Raw genomic sequence first — 20,850 nt, forward strand, 5'->3', positions numbered from 1 at the left:
CGCGAGCGGATTACTTCGAGATGTACCAGAGCGCGTCGGTGCTGACGCGCGCGGGCGTCGCCGCCGGCGCCGGGGCAGCCGCCGGCGCCGAGACGGCGGCCGTTGACGGCGCCGCCGTCGCAACAGGCACGGCCGCGGGCAACGGCGTCGGGGCCGCCGACGGCTTGGTCACGTACCAGAGGGCGTCGGCCGATGCGTTGCTCCGGGCCGTCTCCACAGTCCTTTTGGCCGGCGGCGACGCGCTCGCCGCCGCCGTCGCGGCCGGGCGCTGCGCGGCAGCGCCGGCCGGCATCAGCGGGCCCGGCGTCCCCCGCTGCGCCCGCGCCTCATAAGTCCCGAGCTGGAAGATCAGCGCCTGCGCGGGACGCGCGAGCACCGCATACGGGAACTGCGGCTCCCACGGCACCAGCACGCGCCCGCCCGGCGTGTCGGCAAAGATCGCCGGCACGCGCTTCATGTCGCTGAACTGCACGTAGACCTTCGCGCCGTCGTCGAACACCTGGATCGGCTTCGCCTGATCCGCGCCGGTCACCGTCCAGCCGAAGTTGTACGCGCCGGCGGGGCCGGCGGGTGCCGCGGCGGCCGGCGCCGCGGCGCGCGGACGCGTGGCCTGCGGCGCCGTGATGCTCAGGCTCGCGAACGGGTTGTACGCCTGCGGCGGCGTATAGGACGGCGGAAGGATGGGCATGGGAGAGTCCGGCGTATCCGGAATGGTTTGGATCGCATCATAGACCTTGCGCGCGTACGCAAGGCGCTTGTCGGGTGACGCCGAGTTGTACGCACCGATGGCGTTCCAGGTCGGCCCGAGCTGACGGATGTTCTGCGACAGGATCCACGCGCCGACGAACGCGTTGGTGCACGGGTCGTACAGGCTCTGCTCGCTGATGCCCTCGCGCGAGAGCGTCGGCAGCCACGAGCTGTTGATCTGCATGAGCCCGATGTCGGTCGTGCCGTTGGTGTTGGTGTTCACGGCGTTCGTCTTCATGCCGGACTCGACCAGCGCGATGCCGCGCATCAGGCTGACGTTGACATGATGGAAGGCGGCGGCGTCGTCGAGACAGTCGGCGCGGGCAATGTCGTGCATCACGAGCGAAACCGCGATGATGGGGGCGATTTTCAGCGTTGCGCTGCGGATCGAAGGGTAAGTCTGACGCGGCATGGCAGGTTGGGGCACATTCCGGGCGCCCGGTGCAAGGAAATCACGCAAACGCGAAGTGTGCCATAGCGCGCATGCAAATGGCTCGCATCAAACTTTCCTTTGCATTTGCCGGCCTGATTCACGCGTGGAAAGCCGCTTCGGCCGCCGCCTTTTCTTCCGCACGCTTCGCGTTTGCGCCTGCCGTCCCGACCCCGCAATCGTCGCGCGCCGGGCAGTGCTGCACAGTTGTATATAATAATCATTCTCATTTACAGATGTGATCGCGCGCCCGCGCCCGGAACCCGGCCATGTCCGCTGACAAGCTCCCTCTCTACCGCGAAATCGACTCCCTGTACGTCGGCCATCACGCGTGGCTGCGCGGCTGGCTGAGCCGGAAGCTCGGGTGCGCGCACCGCGCGGCCGATCTTGCGCACGACACGTTCATGCGCCTGCTCGCGCGCGACGAGCCGATCGGCGCCGACGAGCCGCGCGCGTTCCTGACGACGGTCGCGCAGCGCGTGCTGTACAACCACTGGCGCCGCGAGCAGCTCGAGCGCGCGTATCTCGACGCGCTCGCGCAGCGTCCCGAAGCGCACGCGCCTTCGCCGGAGGCGCGCGCCGTCGTGCTCGAGGCGCTGCTCGAAATCGACCGGCTGCTCGACGGCCTGCCGCTCGCGGCCAAGCGTGCGTTCCTGCTGTCGCAGCTCGACGGGCTCACGCAGGCCGAGATCGCGGCCGAGCTCGACGTGTCGCTGTCGACGGTCAAGCGCTATCTCGTGAAGGCCGGCACGCAGTGCTTCTTCGCGATGGCGGCCTGACCGATGGCCGCCTCGGGAACGCCGCCGATTGCGCCGCAGGTCGCGCAGCGCGCGGTCGAGTGGTGGGTCGATCTGCAGGCCGGCAACACGGACGACGCGTTCGCGGCCGACCTCGCGCGGTGGCGCGCGGCGGACGCGAGCCACGACGCGGCGTGGCGCCACATCGAGGCCGTGCACGGCCGGCTGAACCGGCTGGCCGACGGCCTCGACGCACAGGTCGCGCGCGCGGCGCTGCTGCCGCCGCGCTCGGGCCGCCGCCGCGCGGTCGTCAAGGCGCTCGCCGTGCTTCTGTTCGCGGGCGGCGCCACGTGGATGGCCGATCCGTACCGACACCGGGAGGTCCGGCACGCCGACCTGCGCACCACGGTCGGCGAACGGCGCACGGTGACGCTGGCCGACCGCACGGTGGTCGTGCTCGATACCGATACCGCGCTCGACGTGCGCTTCGATGCGACCGAGCGGCGGCTGCGCCTGCTGCGCGGCACGATCATGGTGACGAGCGGCCACGACGATCGCCCGGTTGCGCGTGCGCTCGTCGTCGCGACCGACGAGGGCGAACTCCGGCCGCTCGGCACGCGCTTCTCGGCGCGGCAGCGTGACGGCGCGAGCCGTATCGAGGTGTTCGCCGGCGCGGTGCGCGTGCAGCCGTACGGCGCGTCGGCCGGCGCGCGCGTGATCGCCGCGGGCGAGGGCGCCGACTTCACGCGCGACGCGATCGGCGCGGGCGCGCCGCTCGACGCGCATGCGGCCGCGTGGACCGACGGGATGATCGTCGCGTCGCACATGCGGCTCGCCGACCTCGTCGCCGAACTCGGCCGCTATCGCCGCGGCAGCCTGCGGTGCGACGCGTCCGTCGCGGACCTGCGGGTGTCCGGCACGTTTCCGGTCGCCGACACCGATAGCGTGCTCGACACGCTGAAGAGGACGCTGCCGATCGACGTCGCGTATGTGACCCGCTACTGGGCGACCGTCGTGCGGGCCGGTTCGTGAGCCGCCCTGAAAAAAATTTCCGCCGACCTGAGCTGTTTTCGATGTTCGCGTGACATGGGTGATGAAAGCAGCACTGACCCATCGCCTATCAACACCTCGATCATGCCTTCCACTCGTCTTGCCCGCCGCCGACCGGCAGCCCTCCGCTCCCAGCCGCCGCGCCCGCGCGCGGCCTCCATTACCGCACCCGCCGCGCCGCGTAGCCTCGTTCACCGGCTGGCCGGCGCCGTCCTGCTGTCGGCGCTGTTGCCGGTGCCCGCGCTGGCCGACGCCGAGGCCGCGCCCGCAACCGCGCAGAACGCGTCGCGCCGGCCATTCGACGTGCCGGCCGGCCCGCTCGAGGCGGCGCTCAATCGCTTCGGGCGCGACGCGGGCATCCTGCTCGCGTTTCCCGCGGATCTGACGGCCGGCCTGACGAGCGGCGGCGTGCATGGCCGGTTCGACGTCGAAGGCGCGCTCGACCGCCTGCTCGCGGGCACCGGGCTCGTCGTGCTGCGCCAGCCGGGCGGCGGCTATACGCTGCAGCGCGCCGGCAGGGCGGCCGCCCTGCCGGCCGCTGCCGGCGCGGAACTGCCGACGATCGCGGTGCGCAGCAGCGCGATCCGCGCGGAAAGCTACCGTCCGCCGCAGGAGGCCGGCGTGCTGCGCTCGGAGATCCCGCTGCTCGACACCGCGCAGGCCGTCGCGATCGTGCCGGCGCAGGTGCTGCGCGACCAGCGTCCGCGCAATCTCGACGATGCGCTCGCCAACGTGAGCGGGATCACGCAGGGCAACACGCTCGCGGGCACGCAGGACACGATCATGAAGCGCGGCTTCGGCGACAACCGCGACGGCTCGATCATGCACAACGGGATGCCGATCGTGCAGGGGCGCTCGTTCAACGCCGCGGTCGACAGCGTCGAGGTGCTCAAGGGCCCGACGTCGCTGCTGTACGGCCTGATGGACCCGGGCGGCGTCGTGAACGTCGTCGCCAAGCAGCCGCAGCTCACGCGCTACAACGCGGTGTCGGTCGGCGGCGCGACCTACGGTCACGGCAGGAACGGCGGCAACGTCACATTCGATTCGACCGGGCCCGTCGGCGACACGCGGCTCGCGTACCGGCTGATCGTCGACCAGTCGAACCAGCAGTACTGGCGCAACTTCGGCGAATACCGGCAGACCTTCGTCGCGCCGTCGCTCGCGTGGTACGGGCGCGATACGCAGGTCGTGCTGTCCTACGAATACCGCCAGTTTCATTCGCCGTTCGATCGCGGCACCGCGCTCGACCCGCGCACCAACGCGCCGCTCGACATTCCCGCGCGGCGCCGTCTCGACGAGCCGTTCAACAACATGGACGGCGAATCGCATCTCGCGCAGCTGTCGGTCGATCACCGGATCAACGCCGACTGGAATGCGCACTTCGGCTACAGCTACAACCGCGAGACCTACGACGCGAACCAGATCCGCATCACGGGCGTGAACCCGGCGACGGGCACGCTGTCGCGCAGCAACGACGCGACGCACGGCTCGCTCGGCACCGACAGCTACGGGATCGCCTACGTGAACGGCAAGCTGCAGCTCGCCGGGATGCGGCATGACGTGCAGCTCGGCGTCGACAGCGAATACCGCCGCATCTATCGCAAGGACATGCTGCGGCAGGCCGTGAAGACGCCGTTCAGCTACCTGGATCCCGTGTACGGCCTGCTGCCGCCGTCGAGCACGGTGTCCGCGAGCGACAGCGACCAGGCCGACACGCTGCACGACGCGTCCGTGTTCTTCCAGGACAGCATCCATGTGACCGACAAGTGGATCGTGTCGGGCGGGATGCGCTTCATCACGTACAACCAGGTCGCGGGCCGCGGCCGGCCGTTCAAGGCGAACACCGACCTGAGCGGCTCGAAATGGCTGCCGCGCGCGGGTGTCGTCTACAAATGGAACGACGCGTTCTCGCTGTACGGCAGCTACTCGCAGTCGCTGAAGCCGTCGTCGTCGATCGCGCCGATGGGGTCCGGCTTCGTGATCGACGGCGCGACGCCGCCGGAAGCGTCGACCGCGTGGGAAGTCGGCGGCAAGCTCGACCTGCCGGGCGGCCTGACCGGCACGCTCGCGCTGTTCAACATCGACAAGAAGAACGTGCTGGTGTCGCAGTTCAACGACACGACGAAGCTCACCGACTGGCGCACGTCCGGCAAGGCGCGCTCGCGCGGGGTCGAGCTCGACGTGTCGGGCAAGCTCGGCGAACGCTGGAACGTGATCGCGAGCTACGCGTACATCGACGCGAAGACGATCGAGGATCCGCTCTACGCGGGCAACCGGCTCTGGAACGTCGCGCGTCACACCGCATCGCTCGCGGCCGTGTACGACGTCGGCACGCTGATGGGCGGCGACGACCTGCGCATCGGCGCCGCCGCGCGCTACGTCGGCGCGCGGCCCGGCGATTCGGCGAACAGCTTCACGCTGCCGTCGTACGTGCTCGCCGACGCGTTCGCGACGTACGACACGCGCGTCGGCAAGCAGAAGCTGTCGTTCCAGCTCAACGTGAAGAACCTCTTCAATCGCACGTACTACCCGTCGAGCGCGAACCGCTACTTCGTCGCGGTCGGCGACGCGCGGCAGGTGTCGCTGCTGACGACGCTGCAGTTCTGATTCCGGACCCCGCATTACACACTTGCCGCGCGGTTTGTCGCGCGCCCCTGGAGAACATCGCAATGAACACGAACCTGAAGAACGGACCGATGCGCGGGCTGTCGCGCGCGCGGCGCGGCGCACTGCGCGCGATCGCGAGCGGCGCGCTCGCGCTGGGGATGAGCGTCGCGGGGATGATGCCGGCCGCAGCGGCCGACCCGCAGGCCGCCGTCACGCGCGTCGCGATGCTCGTGCAGCTCGGCGGGCCGAACCTGAAGGTCGACGAACGCGCCGGCGCGCATCTGGAAACGCGCGGCTACGCGGTGCGTTTCGTCGACCAGGCCGCGACGCCCGACGCCGCGCGCGACGCCGATCTGGTGATCATCTCGTCGACCGTGTCGTCGAAGCACGTCTCGGCCGGCTGGCGCACGCTCGACAAGCCGCTCGTGACCTGGGAAAACGATCTGCTCGACGATCTCGCGATGACGGGCAAGCGTCACGACGTCGACTTCGGCGAAACCGGCAAGGAGCGTTACGTGTGGCTGGTCAACGCGCCGCATCCGGTCGCGGCGGGGTTGCCGGCGGGCGCGATCAACGTGTACGGCAAGCAGGCGCCGATGAGCTGGGGCAAGCCGGGGCTTGGCGCGAGCATCATCGCGACCGTGTACGGGCAGCCGGACAAGGCCGCGATCTTCGCGTACGAGAAGGGCGCGACGATGGACTACGAAGCGCTCGCGCCGGCGCGGCGCGTGATGTTCTTCCTCGACAACGACACGTTCGTCAATCTGTCGCCGGCCGGGCTCGCGCTGTTCGACGCGGCGGTCGACTGGGCGGCGGGGCGGCGCTGACGCGGAGGGCGAATACACGCGAAGCCAGCAGGTGGATTCGATCCGTCGCGGCCCGTCGATGCGAGAATGCGGACGTTTGCCGATTCGCTTCGAGAGAACCTGAATGGACAGTCATATCGCTCCGGTGGAGCTCAAGAAAGCCTACCGCCTCCTCAATCACGGCCCGACCGTGCTCGTCTCGGCCCGCCATGACGGCGTCGACAACGTGATGGCCGCGGCGTGGGCCTGCGCGCTGGACTTCCAGCCGCCGAAACTGACGGTCGTGCTCGACAAGTCCGCGAAGACCCGCGAGCTCGTCGAGCGCAGCGGCACGTTCGTGATCCAGATTCCGACCGCCGCGCAGTTGACGCTCACGCATGCGGTCGGCAGCCACAGCCTCGCCGACCGGCCGGACAAGCTGCAGGAGGCCGGCGTGACGCTGTTCGATATCGACGGCCATGACCTGCCGTTCGTCGCCGGTTGTTCCGGATGGCTCGCGTGCAGGCTTGTGCCGGAGCCGCACAACCAGCAGACCTACGACCTGTTCATCGGTGAAGTGGTGGGCGCGTGGTCCGATACGCGCGTGTTCAACGACGGCCACTGGCATTTCGAAGCGGCCGATCCGGCGTTGCGCAGCCTGCACTACATCGCGGGCGGCAATTTCTATGCGATCGGCGACGCGCTGTCGGTCGACGCCGGCAAGACCGACGTGCAATGACGCGGCGGGCCGGCTGACGCCGGTTCGTCCCGGTGGTCCGCCGCCGGGACGTCGACACTCACTTCAATTCCCGCAACATCAACGCGACGAACGCTTCCGCGACACGCGGCAGCGTGCGTCCGCGTTTGCGGATCAGCGCGATCGGGCGCACGAACGCGGGGTCGTCGATCGGTTTCGCGACGAGCGCCGGTTCGGTCAGCACTTCGCGCGCCGTCGCGGGCAGGATCGTCACGCCGAGCCCGCCGCGCACCATCGCGACGGCCGTCGTCATGTAGGTCGGCTCGCACGCGATGTCCGGCACGCAGCCGGCCGCGTCGAGCGCCGCATCGACGACGCTGCGCACGCTGGTGCCTTGCGCGGTCAGCACGAGCGGCTCACGCGCGACGTCGGCGGCCGTGACGCGGCGCTTGCGCGCCAGCGCGTGATCCTTCGGGCACACGGCGACCAGCCGGTCCGAGCCCGCATACAGCACCTCGAGCGACGCATCGAACGCGTCGCCGCCCGTCAGGCCGAGATCCGCTTCCTCGTTGCGCACGAGCGACGTGACGAGACTCGCGACGCCGTCGCGGATCTGGAAGCCGGCGAGCGGCACTTCCCGCCTGAACGCCTGGATCAGCTCCGGCAGCGCGCTCGACGCGAACGTCGGCAGGCACGCGAGCCGGACGGTGCCGCTCGATCCTTCGCCGAGCGCGCGCGCATCGCGCAGCACCCGCTCCATGTCGTCGAGCGAACGCTGCAGCAGCGGCAGCAGCTCACACCCCGTCTGCGTCAGCGCGACGCTGCGGCTGTTGCGGTCGAACAGCCGCGCGCCGACGATCTCCTCCAGCCGCCGGATCTGCACGGTCAGCGCGGGCTGCGACAGGTTGAGGCGCGCGGCGGCGCGCGTGAAGTTGCCGGCGTGCGCGACGGTGACGAACGCACGAATGTCGCGAAGATTCAGATCCATAATGGTTCGTGATTGCTGCGATCAAATCATTTCAATTGTGCTATCGCTGCGCCGACCTTACGCTCGTCTCCAACAAAAGACAATGGTTGGAGACAAGGATGCTGCCATTACTCGGGCTCGTCACGATAGCCGTCCTGCTCGGCGCGATCCTGTCGAAGCGGATGTCGCCGCTCGTCGCGCTGATCGTCGTGCCGATCGCGGCATCGCTGATCGGCGGCTTCGGGCTGCAGACCAGCAAGTTCGTCGTCGACGGGCTGAAAAGCCTCGCGCCCGTCGTCGGCATGTTCGTGTTCGCGATCCTCTATTTCGGCACGATCACCGATGCCGGCACGCTCGATCCGATCATCGACCGCATCCTGCGCGCGGTCGGCACGCGGCCGACGCGCATCGTGATGGGCACGACGCTGCTCGCACTGCTGATCCATCTCGACGGCTCCGGCGCGGTGTGCTTCCTCGTGACGATTCCGGCGGTGCTGCCGCTCTACGATCGCCTGCAGATGGACCGGCGCGTGCTGGCCGCGGCGGTGTCGATGGCGGCCGGCATCAACTTCCTGCCGTGGACGGGGCCGATGATCCGCGCGTCGGCGTCGCTGCACCTGCCGGTGTCGGCGCTGTTCAATCCGCTGATTCCGGTGCAGGCGATCGGCCTCGTGTTCGTGTTCGGCGCCGCGTACTGGCTCGGCCGGCGCGAGGAGAAGCGCCTCGGCATCGCGCGGCACGACGCGTCGATCCCGCTGCCGACGCGCGAGCTGACGCCGGAGGAGCAGGCGCTGCGCCGGCCGCGCAACTTCTGGTTCAACCTCGCGCTGACGCTCGTCGTGCTCGGCACGATGGTCGTGATGGGCGAGAAGATCCCGCCGGCGATCATGTTCATGGTCGGGCTGTGCATCGCGCTGATGGTCAACTATCCGGACGTCGACATGCAGCGGAAGCGCATCGACGCGCATGCGCGCGCCGCGCTGATGATGGCGGGCGTCCTGCTCGCGGCCGGCGTGTTCACCGGGATCATGCAGGGAAGCGGGATGCTGAAGGCGATGGCGCAGGCCGCGGTCGGCTTCGTGCCGCCGTCGATGGCCGGCCACATCCCGGTCGCGCTCGGGCTGCTGTCGATGCCGCTCAGCATGGTGTTCGATCCCGATTCGTTCTACTTCGGCGTGCTGCCGGTGATCGCCGAGGTGGCCGGCCAGCTTGGCGTGCCGGCCGTGCACGTCGGGCAGGCGGCGCTGCTCGGCCAGATGACGACGGGGTTTCCCGTCAGTCCGCTGACGCCCGCGACGTTCCTCGTCGTCGGCCTGTGCGGGATCGAGCTCGCCGAGCACCAGAAATTCACGTTCCCGCTGCTGTTCGGCGCGTCGATCGTCATGACGGTCGCGTGCGTCGCGCTGGGAATCTTCTCGTTGTGAGTCTTACCCGATGACGGTGCAGTGATGACAGCAATGCAACCCGGAAAGCGCGTGCGCATCGGCGCGGGCGCAGGCTACTCGGGCGACCGGATCGAACCGGCCGTCGAACTCGCCGAATACGGCCGGCTCGATTACCTGGTGTTCGAATGCCTCGCGGAACGCACGATCGCGATTGCGCAGCAGGCGAAGCGCAAGGATCCGGCACTCGGCTACGATCCGCTGCTCGACGCGCGGATGCGGGCCGTGCTGCCGGTCGCCGTACCCAGGCGCGTGCGCATCGTGTCGAACATGGGGGCCGCGAATCCGCACGCGGCCGCGCGCCGGACCGCGCAGATCGCGCAGTCGCTCGGATTCGGCGGGCTGAAGATCGCGGCGGTCGGCGGCGACGACGTGCTGGATGTCGTGCTGCGCGGACAGTTCCGTTTCGAGGAAACCGGCGACGACGTCGCCGCGTATCGCGACCGCATCGTGTCGGCGAACGCGTACCTCGGCGCCGCGCCGATCGTCGACGCGCTCGCGGCCGGCGCGGACATCGTGCTGACGGGGCGCGTCGCGGACCCGTCGCTGTTCGCCGCGCCGCTCATCCATGAATTCGGCTGGCGCATGGACGACTGGCACACGCTCGGGCAGGCGACCGTCGTCGGCCACCTGCTCGAATGCGCGGGGCAGGTGACGGGCGGCTATTTCGCCGACCCCGGCTACAAGGACGTGCCGAACCTCGCGCGGCTCGGCTTTCCGATCGGCGAGGTCGACGCGGACGGTTCGGTCGTGATCACGAAGGTGCCGCACGCGGGCGGCCGCGTGAGCGCGGCGACCTGCAAGGAACAGCTGCTCTACGAGATTCACGATCCTGCCCGCTATCTGCAGCCGGACGTCATCGCGGATTTCAGCGGCGTCGACGTGACGGAGGATGCGCCGGATCGCGTGCGCGTGACGGGCGGGCGCGGCGCCGCGCGGCCGGACACGCTGAAGGTGTCGGTCGCGTATGCGGACGGCTTCATCGGCGAAGGGCAGATTTCGTACGGCGGCCCCGGCGCACTCGCGCGGGCGCGCGTCGCCCTGGACATCGTCCGCGAGCGCCTCGCGCTGACGGGCGTGGCGGCGAGCGAGCTGCGCTTCGACCTGATCGGCGTCGATTCGCTGTACGGCGGCACCGCGGTGGCCGAGCCCGGCGAACCGGCCGAAGTGCGCGTGCGGGTGGCCGGGCGCGCGGCGACGGCCGATGACGCGCTGCGGATCGGCAACGAGGTCGAGACGCTCTATACCAACGGTCCGGCGGGCGGCGGCGGGGTCGTCAAGGCGACGCGCGAAGTGATCGCGGTGCAGTCGGTGCTGTTGCCGCGCACGGCCGTCACGCCGTCGTTCTCGTTCGTGGAGGCTTGACATGAAGCTGCGGGAACTTGCGCATTCGCGCACCGGCGACAAGGGCAACACGCTGAACGTGTCGGTGATCTGCCACGATCCGCGTCACTACGATCACCTGCGCACGCATCTGGGCGCCGACGCGGTCAAGGCGTGGCTCGCCGACATCGTGCACGGCGACGTCGTGCGTCACGAGTTGCCGAAGCTGGCCGCGTTCAACTTCGTGCTCGGCGTGGCGCTTGGCGGCGGCGTGACGCGTTCGCTCGCGCTCGATGCGCACGGCAAGTCGGTCAGCTCGGCCTTGCTCGCGATCGAGGTGCCGGCGCCGACGTGAGCGGGCCGATCGGTCGGCCGCGTCGGCTGACGCATCGCCGCGCCGGCGCGGGTCACGGAATCAGCAATTCGCGACGTCCGTCCGGGTGGTCGATGCGCTCGCCCGCGATGCGCAGCCGCTGGTCCGCGCGGTAGTCGTAGACGGCGCGCGCGGTGGCGAGCTGCGCGAAGTCGAGTTCGATCGTGTGGCGCGACTCGGCGCCGCCGGCCTCGAAGATGAGTTGCCCGAACGGATCGACGGCGAGACTGCCGCCGGCGAACACGATGTCGTGCCGGCTGCCGCCGACGCGGTTGGCGACCACCGCGTAGACCTGGTTCTCCATCGCGCGCGCGGCGACCGACTTGCGATGCACGTGGCGATACGGCTCCATGTTGCCGTCGGTCACGAGGATCAGCTCGGCGCCCAGTTCCGCGAGCGCGCGCCCGCTTTCCGGGAATTCGCTGTCGTAGCAGATCAGCAGGCCGATGCGCACGCCGCGCCATTCGACGGTCGCGTAGCGGTCGCCGGGCAGCACGACGCCGCGCTCGCTCACCCACAGATGGGTTTTCCGGTAGCTGAGCGCGATGCCGTCCGGCGTGATGAACACCGTGGTGTTGTAGAAGCGGCCGCGATCGTTTTCGGTCAGCCCCACGACCACCGCGACGTTGCGCGCGCGTGCGGCTTCCATGACCGCCCGCACGCTCGGGCCGTCGAGCCGCTCGGCGAGCGCGGCGACGTCGTCGGCATCGAGGAAGCCGGTGAGCTGCAGTTCCGGAAACATCACGATGTCGGTGTCGGGCGCGCACGTCGCGATCGCGTCGAGCGTGCGTTGCAGGTTGTAGCGCGTGTCGCCGTCGCGGCCGGCGAGCTGGTTGATGTCGAGCTTCAGTGTCATCGGCGGTCGATCGGCGGGAGTCGGGGTCATGCGGGTCTTCCTGTCGGAGTGGGCGGTCGGCGTAGCGTCCGGAAACGATGACGGACGTCTTTCGTGCAGGCGATTCGGGCACAATCTCGCCATCGCGCGGAAGCTGTTGCGCTCGCCATCAGGTCCGGAAATGAAGATCGAGATCGTACCGCCGTCCGTCCCGGATGGTGAGGTTGCCCGCCGCCGACGCACGGGAATCGACCGTCGTCTGGTGGCGGGGCTGCTGTGGCTGATCGCTCAGGGGAGCCACGCGTCACCGCTGTCGTGCCAGCGCGAGCTGACGCAGTTGATCGTGCCCGCGCTCACGCACGTCGCGATGGCGCGGCGCACGATCCGCGCCGAACTGGCCAGCCTGGCGGACGGCGGCTATGGCGCGAGGCTGTTCGTGCCGGCTCACGGTCCGGCCGGTCTTAATCGCGAAGTGACGATCGGCTGGGTGGATATCGATTCGAAGTCGATGCGCTTGCTCGACGTCACGCGCGATCCGGACCATCCCGACGTGCTGCACGTGAACCGGGACGCGCTCTCCGGGTTCGTATCGAGGTGCCTGCCCCTGGATGCCCGTGAACGAGTGAATTGCGAGGCGCTGAACCGGCGTGCGGAACAGACGGGCGTCTACATTCAGGGCAGCGATGCGGGCCGTATCGTGACGGGGCGCGGCCGCTTGCAGTTCCATTCGGCGCCCGACGCCGCATGCAGGATCGACGGGCTGTTCGTCATCGCGAACGATACCGTCGAGGCCCGCACCGAGTACGGCCGATATACGTGGGTCGAATATCTGAACGCGAAGACGCCGGGGCCGGTGAGCGGATGGGTGAGGACCGATCGGCTGAAACCCGACGGATATGGCATCGCACCCCGCCAGCCCTGACGCGGGCCGTCGTTCTGCGCAGTCGCTTCGGTGGCCGCGTCGCCGCCCGGCCGTGCTGGAGATAGCGACTTTAGCGACTAAGATGAAAGGACTGCGGCCCGCGGTTGCGCAAGCTCCGGCGTGGCGCGCCGCGACGCACGTGTCGCGGCCGTTCGCAGGCACGGGAAGGAGGGGCGGGAAATGCGAAGAATCTACGTGTTGTTGCCCAACGCGAAGAGTGCGACGCGGATCATCGACGAGTTATTGCTCAAACGAGTCGAATGGCGGCATGTCCACGTGCTGGCGGCGCCGGGCGTGAAAACCGAAAACCTGCCGCAAGCGACGCTCGCGCAGCGCAGCGACCTGCTGCCGGCGCTCGGGCGCGGCACGCTGGTCGGCTGGCTGGTGGGGATGGCGGTCGGGCTCGTCGCGCTGGTGTTCCATCCGGAAGGGCTGAAGTTCGGCGCGGGCGCCGTCGTGCTGATCACGCTGCTCAGCGCCGGGTTCGGCGCGTGGACCTCGACGATGATCGGCGTCGACGTGCCGAACACGCGGCTCAAGCGCTTCGAGGGCGCGGTCGAGAAGGGCGAGCTGCTGCTGATGGTGGACGTCAAGACCGATCGCGTCGACGAAATCGAGGCGCTGATCAAGAAGCACCATCCGGAAGCGGATGTCGAAGGGCACGACCCGACGATCCCGGCGTTTCCTTGAGCCGCCAGACGGCGCGCTCGGGGGGGGGCGCTCGAGCGCGAGATGACGCGGCGTGGCGGCGCGCGTGCCGACCGCGCCGCTGTTGCGCGCGCCGGCGCCTGACCGGTGCGCGATCGGTTGCCGCATGCGCGTCCGCTGACCTGGACGACCAAGGATCGCGCCCGTCGATCCGGCACGCCATCCTGATAACAAGGTGAAGTTCGACGAGACGCGCGGCCGCTACGTCGTGCCGAAGGCGCTGCAGGAAGGGTATTGAGCCGGGTGCGCGCATAACGCGAGGCGGCACGTCGTGCCGCCCGCGCGTCACACGTACAGATACCGGACGAGGTGGAAGAACACCGGCGCCGCGAAGCAGATCGAGTCGACGCGGTCGAGCATCCCGCCGTGGCCGGCGATCATCGAGCCCCAGTCCTTCGCGCCGAGCGAGCGCTTGACGGCCGACAGCACGAGCCCGCCGACGAAGCCCGCGATCACGATCGCGAGCGAGATGCCGAACGCCGCGCCGAAGCTGAACGGCGTCACGCGATACAGCGACGCGCCGCACAGCGTCGCGAGCAGGCCGCCGCCGACGAAGCCCTCGATCGTCTTCGACGGCGACAGGCGCGGCGCGATCTTGCGGCGTCCGAACAGCTTGCCGACCACGTACTGCAGCACGTCGCTGATCTGCACGACGACGAGGAAGAAGAACAGCAGCAGCGCGTTCTGGCCGGCGTAGTGCGGAATGTCGAGGATCAGCACCGCGGGCGCGTGGCTCAGCCCGTACACGCAGACCATCAGCGCCCAGTTGATCTTCGCGTTGCGGCTCAGGAACTCGCGCGTGTCCTGCGTGAGCGCGGATACGAGCGACATCGCGAAGAACAGGTGCACCGGCACGAAGATCGAATACATCCCGTACCAGTCGATCGCGAGCAGCAGGTACTGCACCGGAATCGCGACGAAGAACGCGATGAACAGCGTCGTGTGGTCGCTCGCGGTGGTCGGCGTGAGCGTGATGAATTCGCGCAGCGTCAGGTACGACAGCAGCGCGAACACGAGGTAGGTGATGTTGTTGCCGAGGCCGATCGCGATCACCATCACCGCGATCATCGCCCACCACGCGTGGATCCGCTGGTTCAGGTTGACGATGGTCGCGCTCGCGCCGCCGCTGCGCGCGCCGAGGATCGCGCCGATCACGGTCGCGACGGCCAGCAGGGCCGTGACGCCCGCAACCAGTTCCCAGAAGAGAGTACGCATATCGAAGTCCGGATGAGAAGGGAAGCGCGGCGTTCAGCCCGCGGGGCGCTGCGGCGCGAGCGCGACGATCGCGTCGCGCATGCGGGCGAGGAACGACGGCTTGTCCTCCTGGTCGCCGCGCGCCTCGTTCGCGCCGAAGTGCACCTTGCAGATCAGCGGCACCGGCCAGATCGCGCCTTTCGGCATGATCCGCTGCAGGTTCTCCAGGTAGACCGGCGCGAGTGCAACGTTCGGGAACTCGGTCGCGAGATGGAACAGCCCGCTCTTGAACGGCTGCGGCAGCGCTTCCGCGCTGCGCGTGCCTTCGGGGAAGATGATGATCGAATGGCCCTGCGCGAGCGCGTCGCGCACCGGGTCGAGTGGATCGCCGCCGGTTTCGCGGTGGCGGTCGATCAGCACGACGTTCAGCAGCTTCTGCGCGATGTGGCGCTTGAGGTCGCTGCTGTCCCAGTAGTCGCGTGCGGCGACCGGCCGCACCACCGCGCGCACGTCGCGCGGCAGCGCGGCGAGGATCGCGAGCGTGTCGATGTGGCTCGTATGGTTCGAGAAGTAGATTTTCTGCGTCGGCGAGGGCGGCGCCTGATGCCAGACCGGATACGCGCCGGCGACGAGCCGCACGATCGACAGCAGGAAATCGCGTTGCCATGCATGCAGGATGTTCATCGGCGACGCGCCTCCTGTGCGCATGCCCGCTGCGCCGCATCGCCGCGGCGGGCAGGCTCCCGGAATGCCGGCGCGCTGCGTGGCGCGCCGGATGGCCCATGTTTGACTATTTTCAAGTGTATGAATGCCTGTCGCGGGTCCGCGATAATCGGCGGATGTCGCGATGAACGGCGTGAATGACCGCTATTGGACAGGTGCGCGAATGCGGCGAGCGTGATGTTGCGCGGCATTCGGGCCAGCGGATTATCGCGAGTTTCCGCGAAAAACACCAGAATGCCGCGCCGCGGGCCGCCGCGGCGGGCGTCGCGCGACACTTTTCGGGATGCTTGACGCACGAAGGCCGCTCGGCGACGATTAGGGCCGTCCATAAATGCGACGTCTCCGCCCCGGGGCATGACCGACGAAGACGTCCCGCAAGCCGTGCGAATAAAACGATGAGCCTCTACGCACTCAAACCCAAATTCCAGAATTGCCTGCGTCCGCTTGCGGATTCCCTTGCCGAGCGCGGCGTCACCGCGAACCAGGTCACGCTGTTCGCCGCCGGCGGCTCGATCGTCGTCGGCGTGCTCGCCGGGCTCGGCGGGTTCGCGAAGGCGCTGTTCCTGCTGATCCCGCTGTGGCTGTTCGTGCGCATGGCGCTCAACGCGATCGACGGCATGCTCGCGCGCGAGCACGGGCAGAAGAGCACGCTCGGCGCGTACCTGAACGAGCTCGGCGACATCGTGTCGGACGTCGCGCTCGTGCTGCCGTTCCTCGCGGTGCCGGCGTTCGCTCAAGCGGACGTCTGGCTGTTCGCGCTGCTGGCGGTCGTCGTCGAAGGCGCGGGGCTGATCGGGCCGCTCGCCGGCGCGAGCCGCCGCTACGACGGCCCGTTCGGCAAGAGCGACCGGGCGCTCGCGCTCGGCGCGTTCGCGCTGTGGATCGGCGCCGGCCTGCCGGTCGGCGGCATCGCCGCATGGCTGTGGCGGCTGCTGATCGTGCTGTCGGCCGTGACCGTGGTGCGGCGTGTGCGGGCCGGCATCGCCGAAGCGGGCGGCTGACCCGGACAGCGCCGGGAAACGGCGCCGGAGGGCGGCGCCGAATTGATTCGAATAACGAAACGAGAGAATAACGCATGAGCGCACGCATCGCCCGCGAGGCGGACTTCATCACCCACGACGGCGAAATGCTGTTCTACCGTCACTGGCCCGCGACGGGCGCGCGCTGCCGCGGCGCGATCGTGCTGCTGCATCGCGGTCATGAGCATTCGGCGCGCGTCGCGCACCTCGTCGACGAGCTCGATCTGCCCGAATTCGCGTTCTTCGCGTGGGACGCGCGCGGCCACGGCCGCTCGCCGGGCGCGCGCGGCTACAGCCCGAGCGCGGCCGCGTCGGTGCGCGACCTGCAGACCTTCGTCGAGCACATCCGAGATACGCACGGCATCGCGATCGAGGACATGGCGGTGGTCGGCCAGAGCGTCGGCGCGGTGCTCGCGGCGACCTGGGCGCACGACTACGCGCCGCCGATCCGCGGCCTCGTCGTCGCATCGCCGGCATTCCACATCAAGCTCTACGTGCCGTTCGCGCGGCCCGGCCTGCGGCTGATGCACAAGCTGCGCGGGCTGTTCTACGTGAACAGCTACGTGAAGCCGAAATTCCTCACGCACGACCCCGAGCGCATCGCGAGCTACGCGGCCGATCCGCTGATCACGCGGCCGATCGCGGTCAACATGCTGCTCGACCTGCACGACACCGCGCAGCGGATCGTCGCGGACGCCGCGGCGATCACCGTGCCGACGCAACTGCTGATCTCCGGCGCGGACTGGGTCGTCCATCGCGGCCCGCAGGACCGCTTCTACGAGCGCCTCGGCGCGGCGCGCAAGGAGCGCATCGTGCTGCCTGGCTTCTATCACGACACGCTCGGCGAGCGCGACCGCGCACAGGCGCTCGCGCCGCTGCGCGCGTTCGTGCTGCGCGAATTCGATGCGCCGAGCCCGCGCGTGTCGCTCGCCGACGCCGACCGGCGCGGCGCGTTCCACGACGAATACGCGGCGCTCCAGCGGCCGCCCGCGAATCCGCTCGCGCGCGCGTACTGGGCGATCACGCGGGCAGGGCTGAAGGCGGGCGGCGCACTGTCCGACGGCATTGCGCTCGGGCTGAAGCTCGGCTTCGATTCGGGCTCGACGCTCGACTACGTGTACCGCAACCATGCGCAGGGGCGCCTCGGCGTCGGCCGGCTGATCGACCGCACCTACCTCGACGCGCCGGGCTGGGCCGGCATCCGCCAGCGCAAGCTGCACCTGCAGGAGCTGATCGGCACGGCGATCGCGCGGCTGCGCGGCGCCAGCGCGCCGGTGCGGATCGTCGACATCGCGGCCGGGCACGGCCGCTACGTGCTCGACGCGATCGCATCGGCGGCCGAGCGCGACGGCGCCGCGCCCGACGACATCACGCTGCGCGACTACAGCCCGCCGAACGTCGAGGCAGGGCGCGTGCTGATCGCGCAGCGCGGCCTCGAGCCGATCGCGCGCTTCGAGCGCGGCGACGCGTTCGACGAGGCGTCGCTCGCGACGCTCGAGCCGCGTCCGACGCTCGCGATCGTGTCGGGCCTCTACGAGCTGTTCGGCGAGAACGCGCTGATCGAGCGCTCGCTGCGCGGGCTCGCGCAGGCGGTGCCGCCGGGCGGCTATCTCGTCTACACCGGGCAGCCGTGGCATCCGCAGCTCGAGTTCATCGCGCGCGCGCTGAACAACCACCGCGGCGACGCGACCTGGGTGATGCGGCGGCGCTCGCAGGCCGAGATGGACGAGCTCGTCGCGCGCGCCGGCTTCCGCAAGCTCGACCAGCGGATCGACGAGATGGGGATCTTCACGGTCAGTCTCGCGCAGCGGGTCGACGCGTGACGAGCGACCTCGGCGTTGCCGCACCGGCTGCGGCCGGCGCGCGCGACGCGTCGTTCGCGCTGCGCTTGCGCTGGCTCGCGGTAATGGGCGCGGTGTTCTTCTCGAGCTACGGCTTCGCGAACTGGCTCGCCGCGCGCCGCGCCGCGGTGCCGACCTTCGCGTTCGGCTGGGAGCATGCGATCCCGTTCGTGCCGTGGACGATCGTGCCGTACTGGTCGATCGACCTGCTGTACGCGCTGTCGTTCTTCTTCTGGACCCGCCGCGACGACCTGCTCGATCACGTGAAGCGATTGCTGACCGTGCAGCTGATCTCGGTCGCGTGCTTCATCGCGTGGCCACTGCGCTTCGGCTTCGAGCGGCCCGACGCGGGTGGCGTGGCGGGCGCGTTGTTCACGCTGCTGATGGGCTTCGACAAGCCGTTCAACCAGGCGCCGTCGCTGCATATCGGCCTGCTCGTAGTGCTGTGGGCGGTCTACGCAAGGCACCTGCGCGGCACGCCGGCGCGCGCCGCGCTGCATCTGTGGTTCGCGGCGATCGGCGTGTCGGTGCTGACGACCTACCAGCATCACGTGATCGACGTGCCGACCGGCGCGGCGGTCGGTTGTCTCGCGCTGTTCCTGTTTCCGCTGCGCGACGCGTCGGGCCGGCGGCCCGGTGCGGACGCGGCGCCTTCGGTAGCGAGCCGCGCGCTGGCGCGCCGCTATGCGCTCGGCGCGGGCGTCGTCGCGCTGCTCGCGCTCGCCAGCATTGCGCGCGCGGCCGGCTGGGCGCTGGCGGCGGGGTGGGTCGCGCTGGCGCTCGCGTGCGTCGCGCGGATCTATTGGCGCGGCGCGCCGGGCGCGTTCCAGAAGGGTGCCGACGGCCGGTTCCCGCCGTTCATGCAGTGGCTGCTCGCGCCGACGATCGCCGGCGCGTTCGTCAACTCGCGCGCGTGGACGTTCCGGCAGCCCGCGCCCGCGCGGCTCGACGAGCGCGTGTCGATCGGCCGCACGCCGACCACGCGCGAGCTGCGGCGGCACGGCTTTACCGGCGTCGTCGACCTGACCGCCGAGATGCCGCGCTGGATCGTGGCAGACGCGTCGTGCGCCTATGCGACGGTGCCGCAGCTCGATCTCGTCGCGCCGACGGCGCGGCAATTGCAGCAGGCCGTCGCGGCGCTCGAGCGCCTGCACGGCGAGGGGCGCGACGTGCTCGTCTGCTGCGCGCTCGGCTACGGACGCAGCGTGCTGTGCGCGGCGGCCTGGGTCGCGATGCGACGCGAGTTGCACGATGCGCGCGACGCGCTGGCCGCGGTGCGCGCGGTCCGGCCGCGCGCCGTGTGGCGGGATGAAGCGGTGGCCGTGCTGCAGGACTGGATCGACCGCCGGGCGGCGGCGGGGGGCGCATGATGCGCGACCGGTCCGCGCCTTACCGGATCGCCGCGGCTCGCGGCGTGCTCGACGCCGGCGCGTGGGCGGTCGCCGTCGCGCTCGTGGCGGCGGGCGCGGGATGGTGGGTCGCGACGGGCTGGCGCGCCGCGCCGCTCGCGCAGGCGCTGCTCGCGAGCGTCAGCACCGCGTCGGGTGTCGCGGCGCTGTGGTTCGCGGTGCGGATCGCGATCGACCGCAGGCTGTTCGCGGCGCTGGCTGATGCAGCGATGGCAGCGGCGACGCCGGAGCCTGCCGGCGGCGATGCGCTGGCCGCGCTCGATCGCGCGCTCGCCGATCTCGGCTGGATCGACGCGACGAAGGCCGGCCGCACGCTCGATGCGCGGGTGCGCGGCGCGATCGGTCTGTGCCGGACCGGCGTATGGATCGCGGTCGTCCAGTGGCTTGTCGTCGGGGCTGCGATCGCGGCGTCGGGGATCTGGCGCGTGCCGGCCTGACGGGCGCCGCCGCAGCGTCACAGCGTCGCGTCACTCCGCCGCGCGCGATGAGGTCGAGACCGCTTCACCCCGTGCTTTGACTTCGGTCTGCGCGGCGATGACGCGCAGCAGGGTTTCCGGGGTCGGGGTGGTGATGTCAGAAGATTGATTCAGGTCGGCATTTCCACGAAGAAAGCGCGGCGGGCGGCAGCGGAATGCGGTAGCATACGCGCCGCTTACGCGGAGGCGCACGGCCTGCAACGGGTTCGTCGTCGCCGCCTTGCCCGTCGGACCAGGGCCCGCGCACGATTGTTCGCGCCGGCAGCGTCCGGCATGGTGCCGTTCGGCGATTTCAGCAGCAACGACGCAATTCATACCTCCCATGCAACACGCACAGCATTTCTGACCGGATTCGGGGCTTTTCCGTCTTGCATGTGCGAATGGGGGTAATTTTTAATCTATTTTTGAGATAGTGTGACGAATCGGATCCGTGCGGGTGCCAGTGCCAGGCATGCGCGCAGCGGCGCGGGGGCGCCGTCGTGGCCGGTCACGCCGCTTCGATCACCACAACCAGGACCTGGATTTAAGGGGAAGCATTGGGGATGTGCATTCGCCTGCCCGGCTG

At 69.7% G+C, this 20,850-nt stretch carries 20 protein-coding genes; 14 read left to right on the forward strand and 6 right to left on the reverse strand.

Annotated features, from left to right (window positions below; genetic code table 11):
• Nucleotides 1-10: 10 nt before the first annotated feature.
• Nucleotides 11-1,159, reverse strand: a complete 1,149-nt coding sequence (locus ACFIMZ_RS07310; protein ID WP_431822036.1) for a transglycosylase SLT domain-containing protein — start codon at nt 1,157-1,159, stop codon at nt 11-13.
• A 287-nt stretch (nt 1,160-1,446) separates the two neighbouring features.
• Between ACFIMZ_RS07310 and ACFIMZ_RS07315 the strand changes: the two genes are divergently transcribed.
• The 5 genes from ACFIMZ_RS07315 to ACFIMZ_RS07335 all read left to right on the forward strand — a co-directional run bounded on the left by ACFIMZ_RS07315 (nt 1,447) and on the right by ACFIMZ_RS07335 (nt 7,095).
• Complete coding sequence (locus tag ACFIMZ_RS07315; protein ID WP_431822037.1) at nt 1,447-1,956, forward strand: sigma-70 family RNA polymerase sigma factor; 510 nt, start codon at nt 1,447-1,449, stop codon at nt 1,954-1,956.
• A 3-nt stretch (nt 1,957-1,959) separates the two neighbouring features.
• Nucleotides 1,960-2,946, forward strand: a complete 987-nt coding sequence (locus ACFIMZ_RS07320) for a FecR domain-containing protein (RefSeq protein WP_431822038.1) — start codon at nt 1,960-1,962, stop codon at nt 2,944-2,946.
• Nucleotides 2,947-3,000: 54 nt separating this feature from the next.
• Nucleotides 3,001-5,571, forward strand: coding sequence for a TonB-dependent siderophore receptor (locus tag ACFIMZ_RS07325; protein ID WP_431822039.1), 2,571 nt, complete (start codon nt 3,001-3,003; stop codon nt 5,569-5,571).
• Nucleotides 5,572-5,633: 62 nt separating this feature from the next.
• Nucleotides 5,634-6,398 (forward strand): hypothetical protein, encoded by a 765-nt coding sequence (locus tag ACFIMZ_RS07330; RefSeq protein WP_431822040.1) that lies wholly within the window; start codon nt 5,634-5,636, stop codon nt 6,396-6,398.
• Between the two features lie 103 nt (nt 6,399-6,501).
• On the forward strand, nt 6,502-7,095 hold the full coding sequence (locus ACFIMZ_RS07335; protein ID WP_431822041.1) for a flavin reductase family protein: 594 nt from the start codon (nt 6,502-6,504) through the stop codon (nt 7,093-7,095).
• Nucleotides 7,096-7,153: 58 nt separating this feature from the next.
• Here ACFIMZ_RS07335 and ACFIMZ_RS07340 read toward each other — a convergent pair whose 3' ends face one another.
• The gene (locus ACFIMZ_RS07340) at nt 7,154-8,041 is read right to left on the reverse strand and encodes a LysR family transcriptional regulator (RefSeq protein ID WP_431822042.1); all 888 of its coding nucleotides are present in this window, start codon (nt 8,039-8,041) and stop codon (nt 7,154-7,156) included.
• A gap of 98 nt (nt 8,042-8,139) precedes the next feature.
• Between ACFIMZ_RS07340 and ACFIMZ_RS07345 the strand changes: the two genes are divergently transcribed.
• Genes ACFIMZ_RS07345 through ACFIMZ_RS07355 form a run of 3 tightly spaced genes read left to right on the forward strand, consistent with a single transcriptional unit; the run spans nt 8,140 to nt 11,140 of the window.
• Nucleotides 8,140-9,444, forward strand: coding sequence for a CitMHS family transporter (locus ACFIMZ_RS07345; protein WP_431822043.1), 1,305 nt, complete (start codon nt 8,140-8,142; stop codon nt 9,442-9,444).
• 24 nt (nt 9,445-9,468) lie between these two features.
• Nucleotides 9,469-10,827 (forward strand): acyclic terpene utilization AtuA family protein, encoded by a 1,359-nt coding sequence (locus tag ACFIMZ_RS07350; protein WP_431822044.1) that lies wholly within the window; start codon nt 9,469-9,471, stop codon nt 10,825-10,827.
• 1 nt (nt 10,828) lies between these two features.
• Nucleotides 10,829-11,140: an AtuA-related protein gene (locus ACFIMZ_RS07355; RefSeq protein ID WP_431822045.1), complete on the forward strand. Its 312-nt coding sequence runs from the start codon at nt 10,829-10,831 to the stop codon at nt 11,138-11,140.
• Nucleotides 11,141-11,192: 52 nt separating this feature from the next.
• On the opposite strand, the gene ACFIMZ_RS07360 is transcribed toward ACFIMZ_RS07355, so the two are convergent.
• On the reverse strand, nt 11,193-12,044 hold the full coding sequence (locus ACFIMZ_RS07360) for a carbon-nitrogen hydrolase family protein (RefSeq protein WP_431822046.1): 852 nt from the start codon (nt 12,042-12,044) through the stop codon (nt 11,193-11,195).
• Between ACFIMZ_RS07360 and ACFIMZ_RS07365 the strand changes: the two genes are divergently transcribed.
• Nucleotides 12,043-12,915 carry a hypothetical protein gene (locus ACFIMZ_RS07365; protein ID WP_431822047.1) on the forward strand — a complete coding sequence of 291 codons (873 nt, stop codon included), beginning with the start codon at nt 12,043-12,045 and terminating at the stop codon, nt 12,913-12,915. The two genes, ACFIMZ_RS07360 and ACFIMZ_RS07365, sit on opposite strands and share 2 nt — an antisense overlap.
• A 180-nt stretch (nt 12,916-13,095) precedes the next feature.
• Entirely contained in the window at nt 13,096-13,605 is a 510-nt protein-coding gene (locus ACFIMZ_RS07370; RefSeq protein ID WP_431822048.1) for a DUF1269 domain-containing protein, read from the forward strand.
• A gap of 303 nt (nt 13,606-13,908) precedes the next feature.
• On the opposite strand, the gene ACFIMZ_RS07375 is transcribed toward ACFIMZ_RS07370, so the two are convergent.
• The gene (locus ACFIMZ_RS07375; protein ID WP_431822049.1) at nt 13,909-14,838 is read right to left on the reverse strand and encodes a phosphatidate cytidylyltransferase; all 930 of its coding nucleotides are present in this window, start codon (nt 14,836-14,838) and stop codon (nt 13,909-13,911) included.
• 33 nt (nt 14,839-14,871) lie between these two features.
• On the reverse strand, nt 14,872-15,501 hold the full coding sequence (locus ACFIMZ_RS07380) for a lysophospholipid acyltransferase family protein (protein ID WP_431822050.1): 630 nt from the start codon (nt 15,499-15,501) through the stop codon (nt 14,872-14,874).
• Between the two features lie 434 nt (nt 15,502-15,935).
• On the opposite strand from ACFIMZ_RS07380, the gene ACFIMZ_RS07385 reads away from it, so the two are divergent.
• The 4 genes from ACFIMZ_RS07385 to ACFIMZ_RS07400 all read left to right on the forward strand — a co-directional run bounded on the left by ACFIMZ_RS07385 (nt 15,936) and on the right by ACFIMZ_RS07400 (nt 20,246).
• Nucleotides 15,936-16,541, forward strand: a complete 606-nt coding sequence (locus ACFIMZ_RS07385; protein WP_431822051.1) for a CDP-alcohol phosphatidyltransferase family protein — start codon at nt 15,936-15,938, stop codon at nt 16,539-16,541.
• A 74-nt stretch (nt 16,542-16,615) separates the two neighbouring features.
• Nucleotides 16,616-18,382 (forward strand): bifunctional alpha/beta hydrolase/class I SAM-dependent methyltransferase, encoded by a 1,767-nt coding sequence (locus ACFIMZ_RS07390; protein WP_431822052.1) that lies wholly within the window; start codon nt 16,616-16,618, stop codon nt 18,380-18,382.
• Nucleotides 18,379-19,770, forward strand: a complete 1,392-nt coding sequence (locus ACFIMZ_RS07395) for a phosphatase PAP2/dual specificity phosphatase family protein (RefSeq protein ID WP_431822053.1) — start codon at nt 18,379-18,381, stop codon at nt 19,768-19,770. The genes ACFIMZ_RS07390 and ACFIMZ_RS07395 overlap by 4 nt, the downstream gene beginning before the upstream one ends.
• A complete protein-coding gene (locus ACFIMZ_RS07400; protein ID WP_431822444.1) occupies nt 19,770-20,246 on the forward strand; it encodes a hypothetical protein in 477 nt (158 codons plus the stop codon). Before ACFIMZ_RS07395 ends, ACFIMZ_RS07400 begins: the two co-directional genes overlap by 1 nt.
• A 30-nt stretch (nt 20,247-20,276) precedes the next feature.
• Here ACFIMZ_RS07400 and ACFIMZ_RS07405 read toward each other — a convergent pair whose 3' ends face one another.
• Nucleotides 20,277-20,600, reverse strand: coding sequence for a hypothetical protein (locus ACFIMZ_RS07405; RefSeq protein WP_431822054.1), 324 nt, complete (start codon nt 20,598-20,600; stop codon nt 20,277-20,279).
• Between the last annotated feature and the right edge of the window lie 250 nt (nt 20,601-20,850).

It is taken from the genome of Burkholderia sp. F1 (assembly GCF_050813845.1).
Taxonomy (GTDB): domain Bacteria; phylum Pseudomonadota; class Gammaproteobacteria; order Burkholderiales; family Burkholderiaceae; genus Burkholderia; species Burkholderia ubonensis.

Bases quoted from the DNA above. Each gene is read 5' to 3' on its own strand.
- ACFIMZ_RS07310 (WP_431822036.1), bottom strand. From the start codon at position 1,159: ATGCCGCGTCAGACTTACCCTTCGATCCGCAGCGCAACGCTGAAAATC.
- ACFIMZ_RS07370 (WP_431822048.1), top strand. From the start codon at position 13,096: ATGCGAAGAATCTACGTGTTGTTGCCCAACGCGAAGAGTGCGACGCGG.
- ACFIMZ_RS07400 (WP_431822444.1), top strand. From the start codon at position 19,770: ATGCGCGACCGGTCCGCGCCTTACCGGATCGCCGCGGCTCGCGGCGTG.
- ACFIMZ_RS07335 (WP_431822041.1), top strand. From the start codon at position 6,502: ATGGACAGTCATATCGCTCCGGTGGAGCTCAAGAAAGCCTACCGCCTC.
- ACFIMZ_RS07380 (WP_431822050.1), bottom strand. From the start codon at position 15,501: ATGAACATCCTGCATGCATGGCAACGCGATTTCCTGCTGTCGATCGTG.
- ACFIMZ_RS07350 (WP_431822044.1), top strand. From the start codon at position 9,469: ATGACAGCAATGCAACCCGGAAAGCGCGTGCGCATCGGCGCGGGCGCA.
- ACFIMZ_RS07355 (WP_431822045.1), top strand. From the start codon at position 10,829: ATGAAGCTGCGGGAACTTGCGCATTCGCGCACCGGCGACAAGGGCAAC.
- ACFIMZ_RS07360 (WP_431822046.1), bottom strand. From the start codon at position 12,044: ATGACCCCGACTCCCGCCGATCGACCGCCGATGACACTGAAGCTCGAC.
- ACFIMZ_RS07405 (WP_431822054.1), bottom strand. From the start codon at position 20,600: ATGAATTGCGTCGTTGCTGCTGAAATCGCCGAACGGCACCATGCCGGA.
- ACFIMZ_RS07340 (WP_431822042.1), bottom strand. From the start codon at position 8,041: ATGGATCTGAATCTTCGCGACATTCGTGCGTTCGTCACCGTCGCGCAC.
- ACFIMZ_RS07390 (WP_431822052.1), top strand. From the start codon at position 16,616: ATGAGCGCACGCATCGCCCGCGAGGCGGACTTCATCACCCACGACGGC.
- ACFIMZ_RS07375 (WP_431822049.1), bottom strand. From the start codon at position 14,838: ATGCGTACTCTCTTCTGGGAACTGGTTGCGGGCGTCACGGCCCTGCTG.
- ACFIMZ_RS07345 (WP_431822043.1), top strand. From the start codon at position 8,140: ATGCTGCCATTACTCGGGCTCGTCACGATAGCCGTCCTGCTCGGCGCG.
- ACFIMZ_RS07365 (WP_431822047.1), top strand. From the start codon at position 12,043: ATGCGGGTCTTCCTGTCGGAGTGGGCGGTCGGCGTAGCGTCCGGAAAC.
- ACFIMZ_RS07315 (WP_431822037.1), top strand. From the start codon at position 1,447: ATGTCCGCTGACAAGCTCCCTCTCTACCGCGAAATCGACTCCCTGTAC.
- ACFIMZ_RS07330 (WP_431822040.1), top strand. From the start codon at position 5,634: ATGAACACGAACCTGAAGAACGGACCGATGCGCGGGCTGTCGCGCGCG.
- ACFIMZ_RS07325 (WP_431822039.1), top strand. From the start codon at position 3,001: ATGGGTGATGAAAGCAGCACTGACCCATCGCCTATCAACACCTCGATC.
- ACFIMZ_RS07320 (WP_431822038.1), top strand. From the start codon at position 1,960: ATGGCCGCCTCGGGAACGCCGCCGATTGCGCCGCAGGTCGCGCAGCGC.
- ACFIMZ_RS07385 (WP_431822051.1), top strand. From the start codon at position 15,936: ATGAGCCTCTACGCACTCAAACCCAAATTCCAGAATTGCCTGCGTCCG.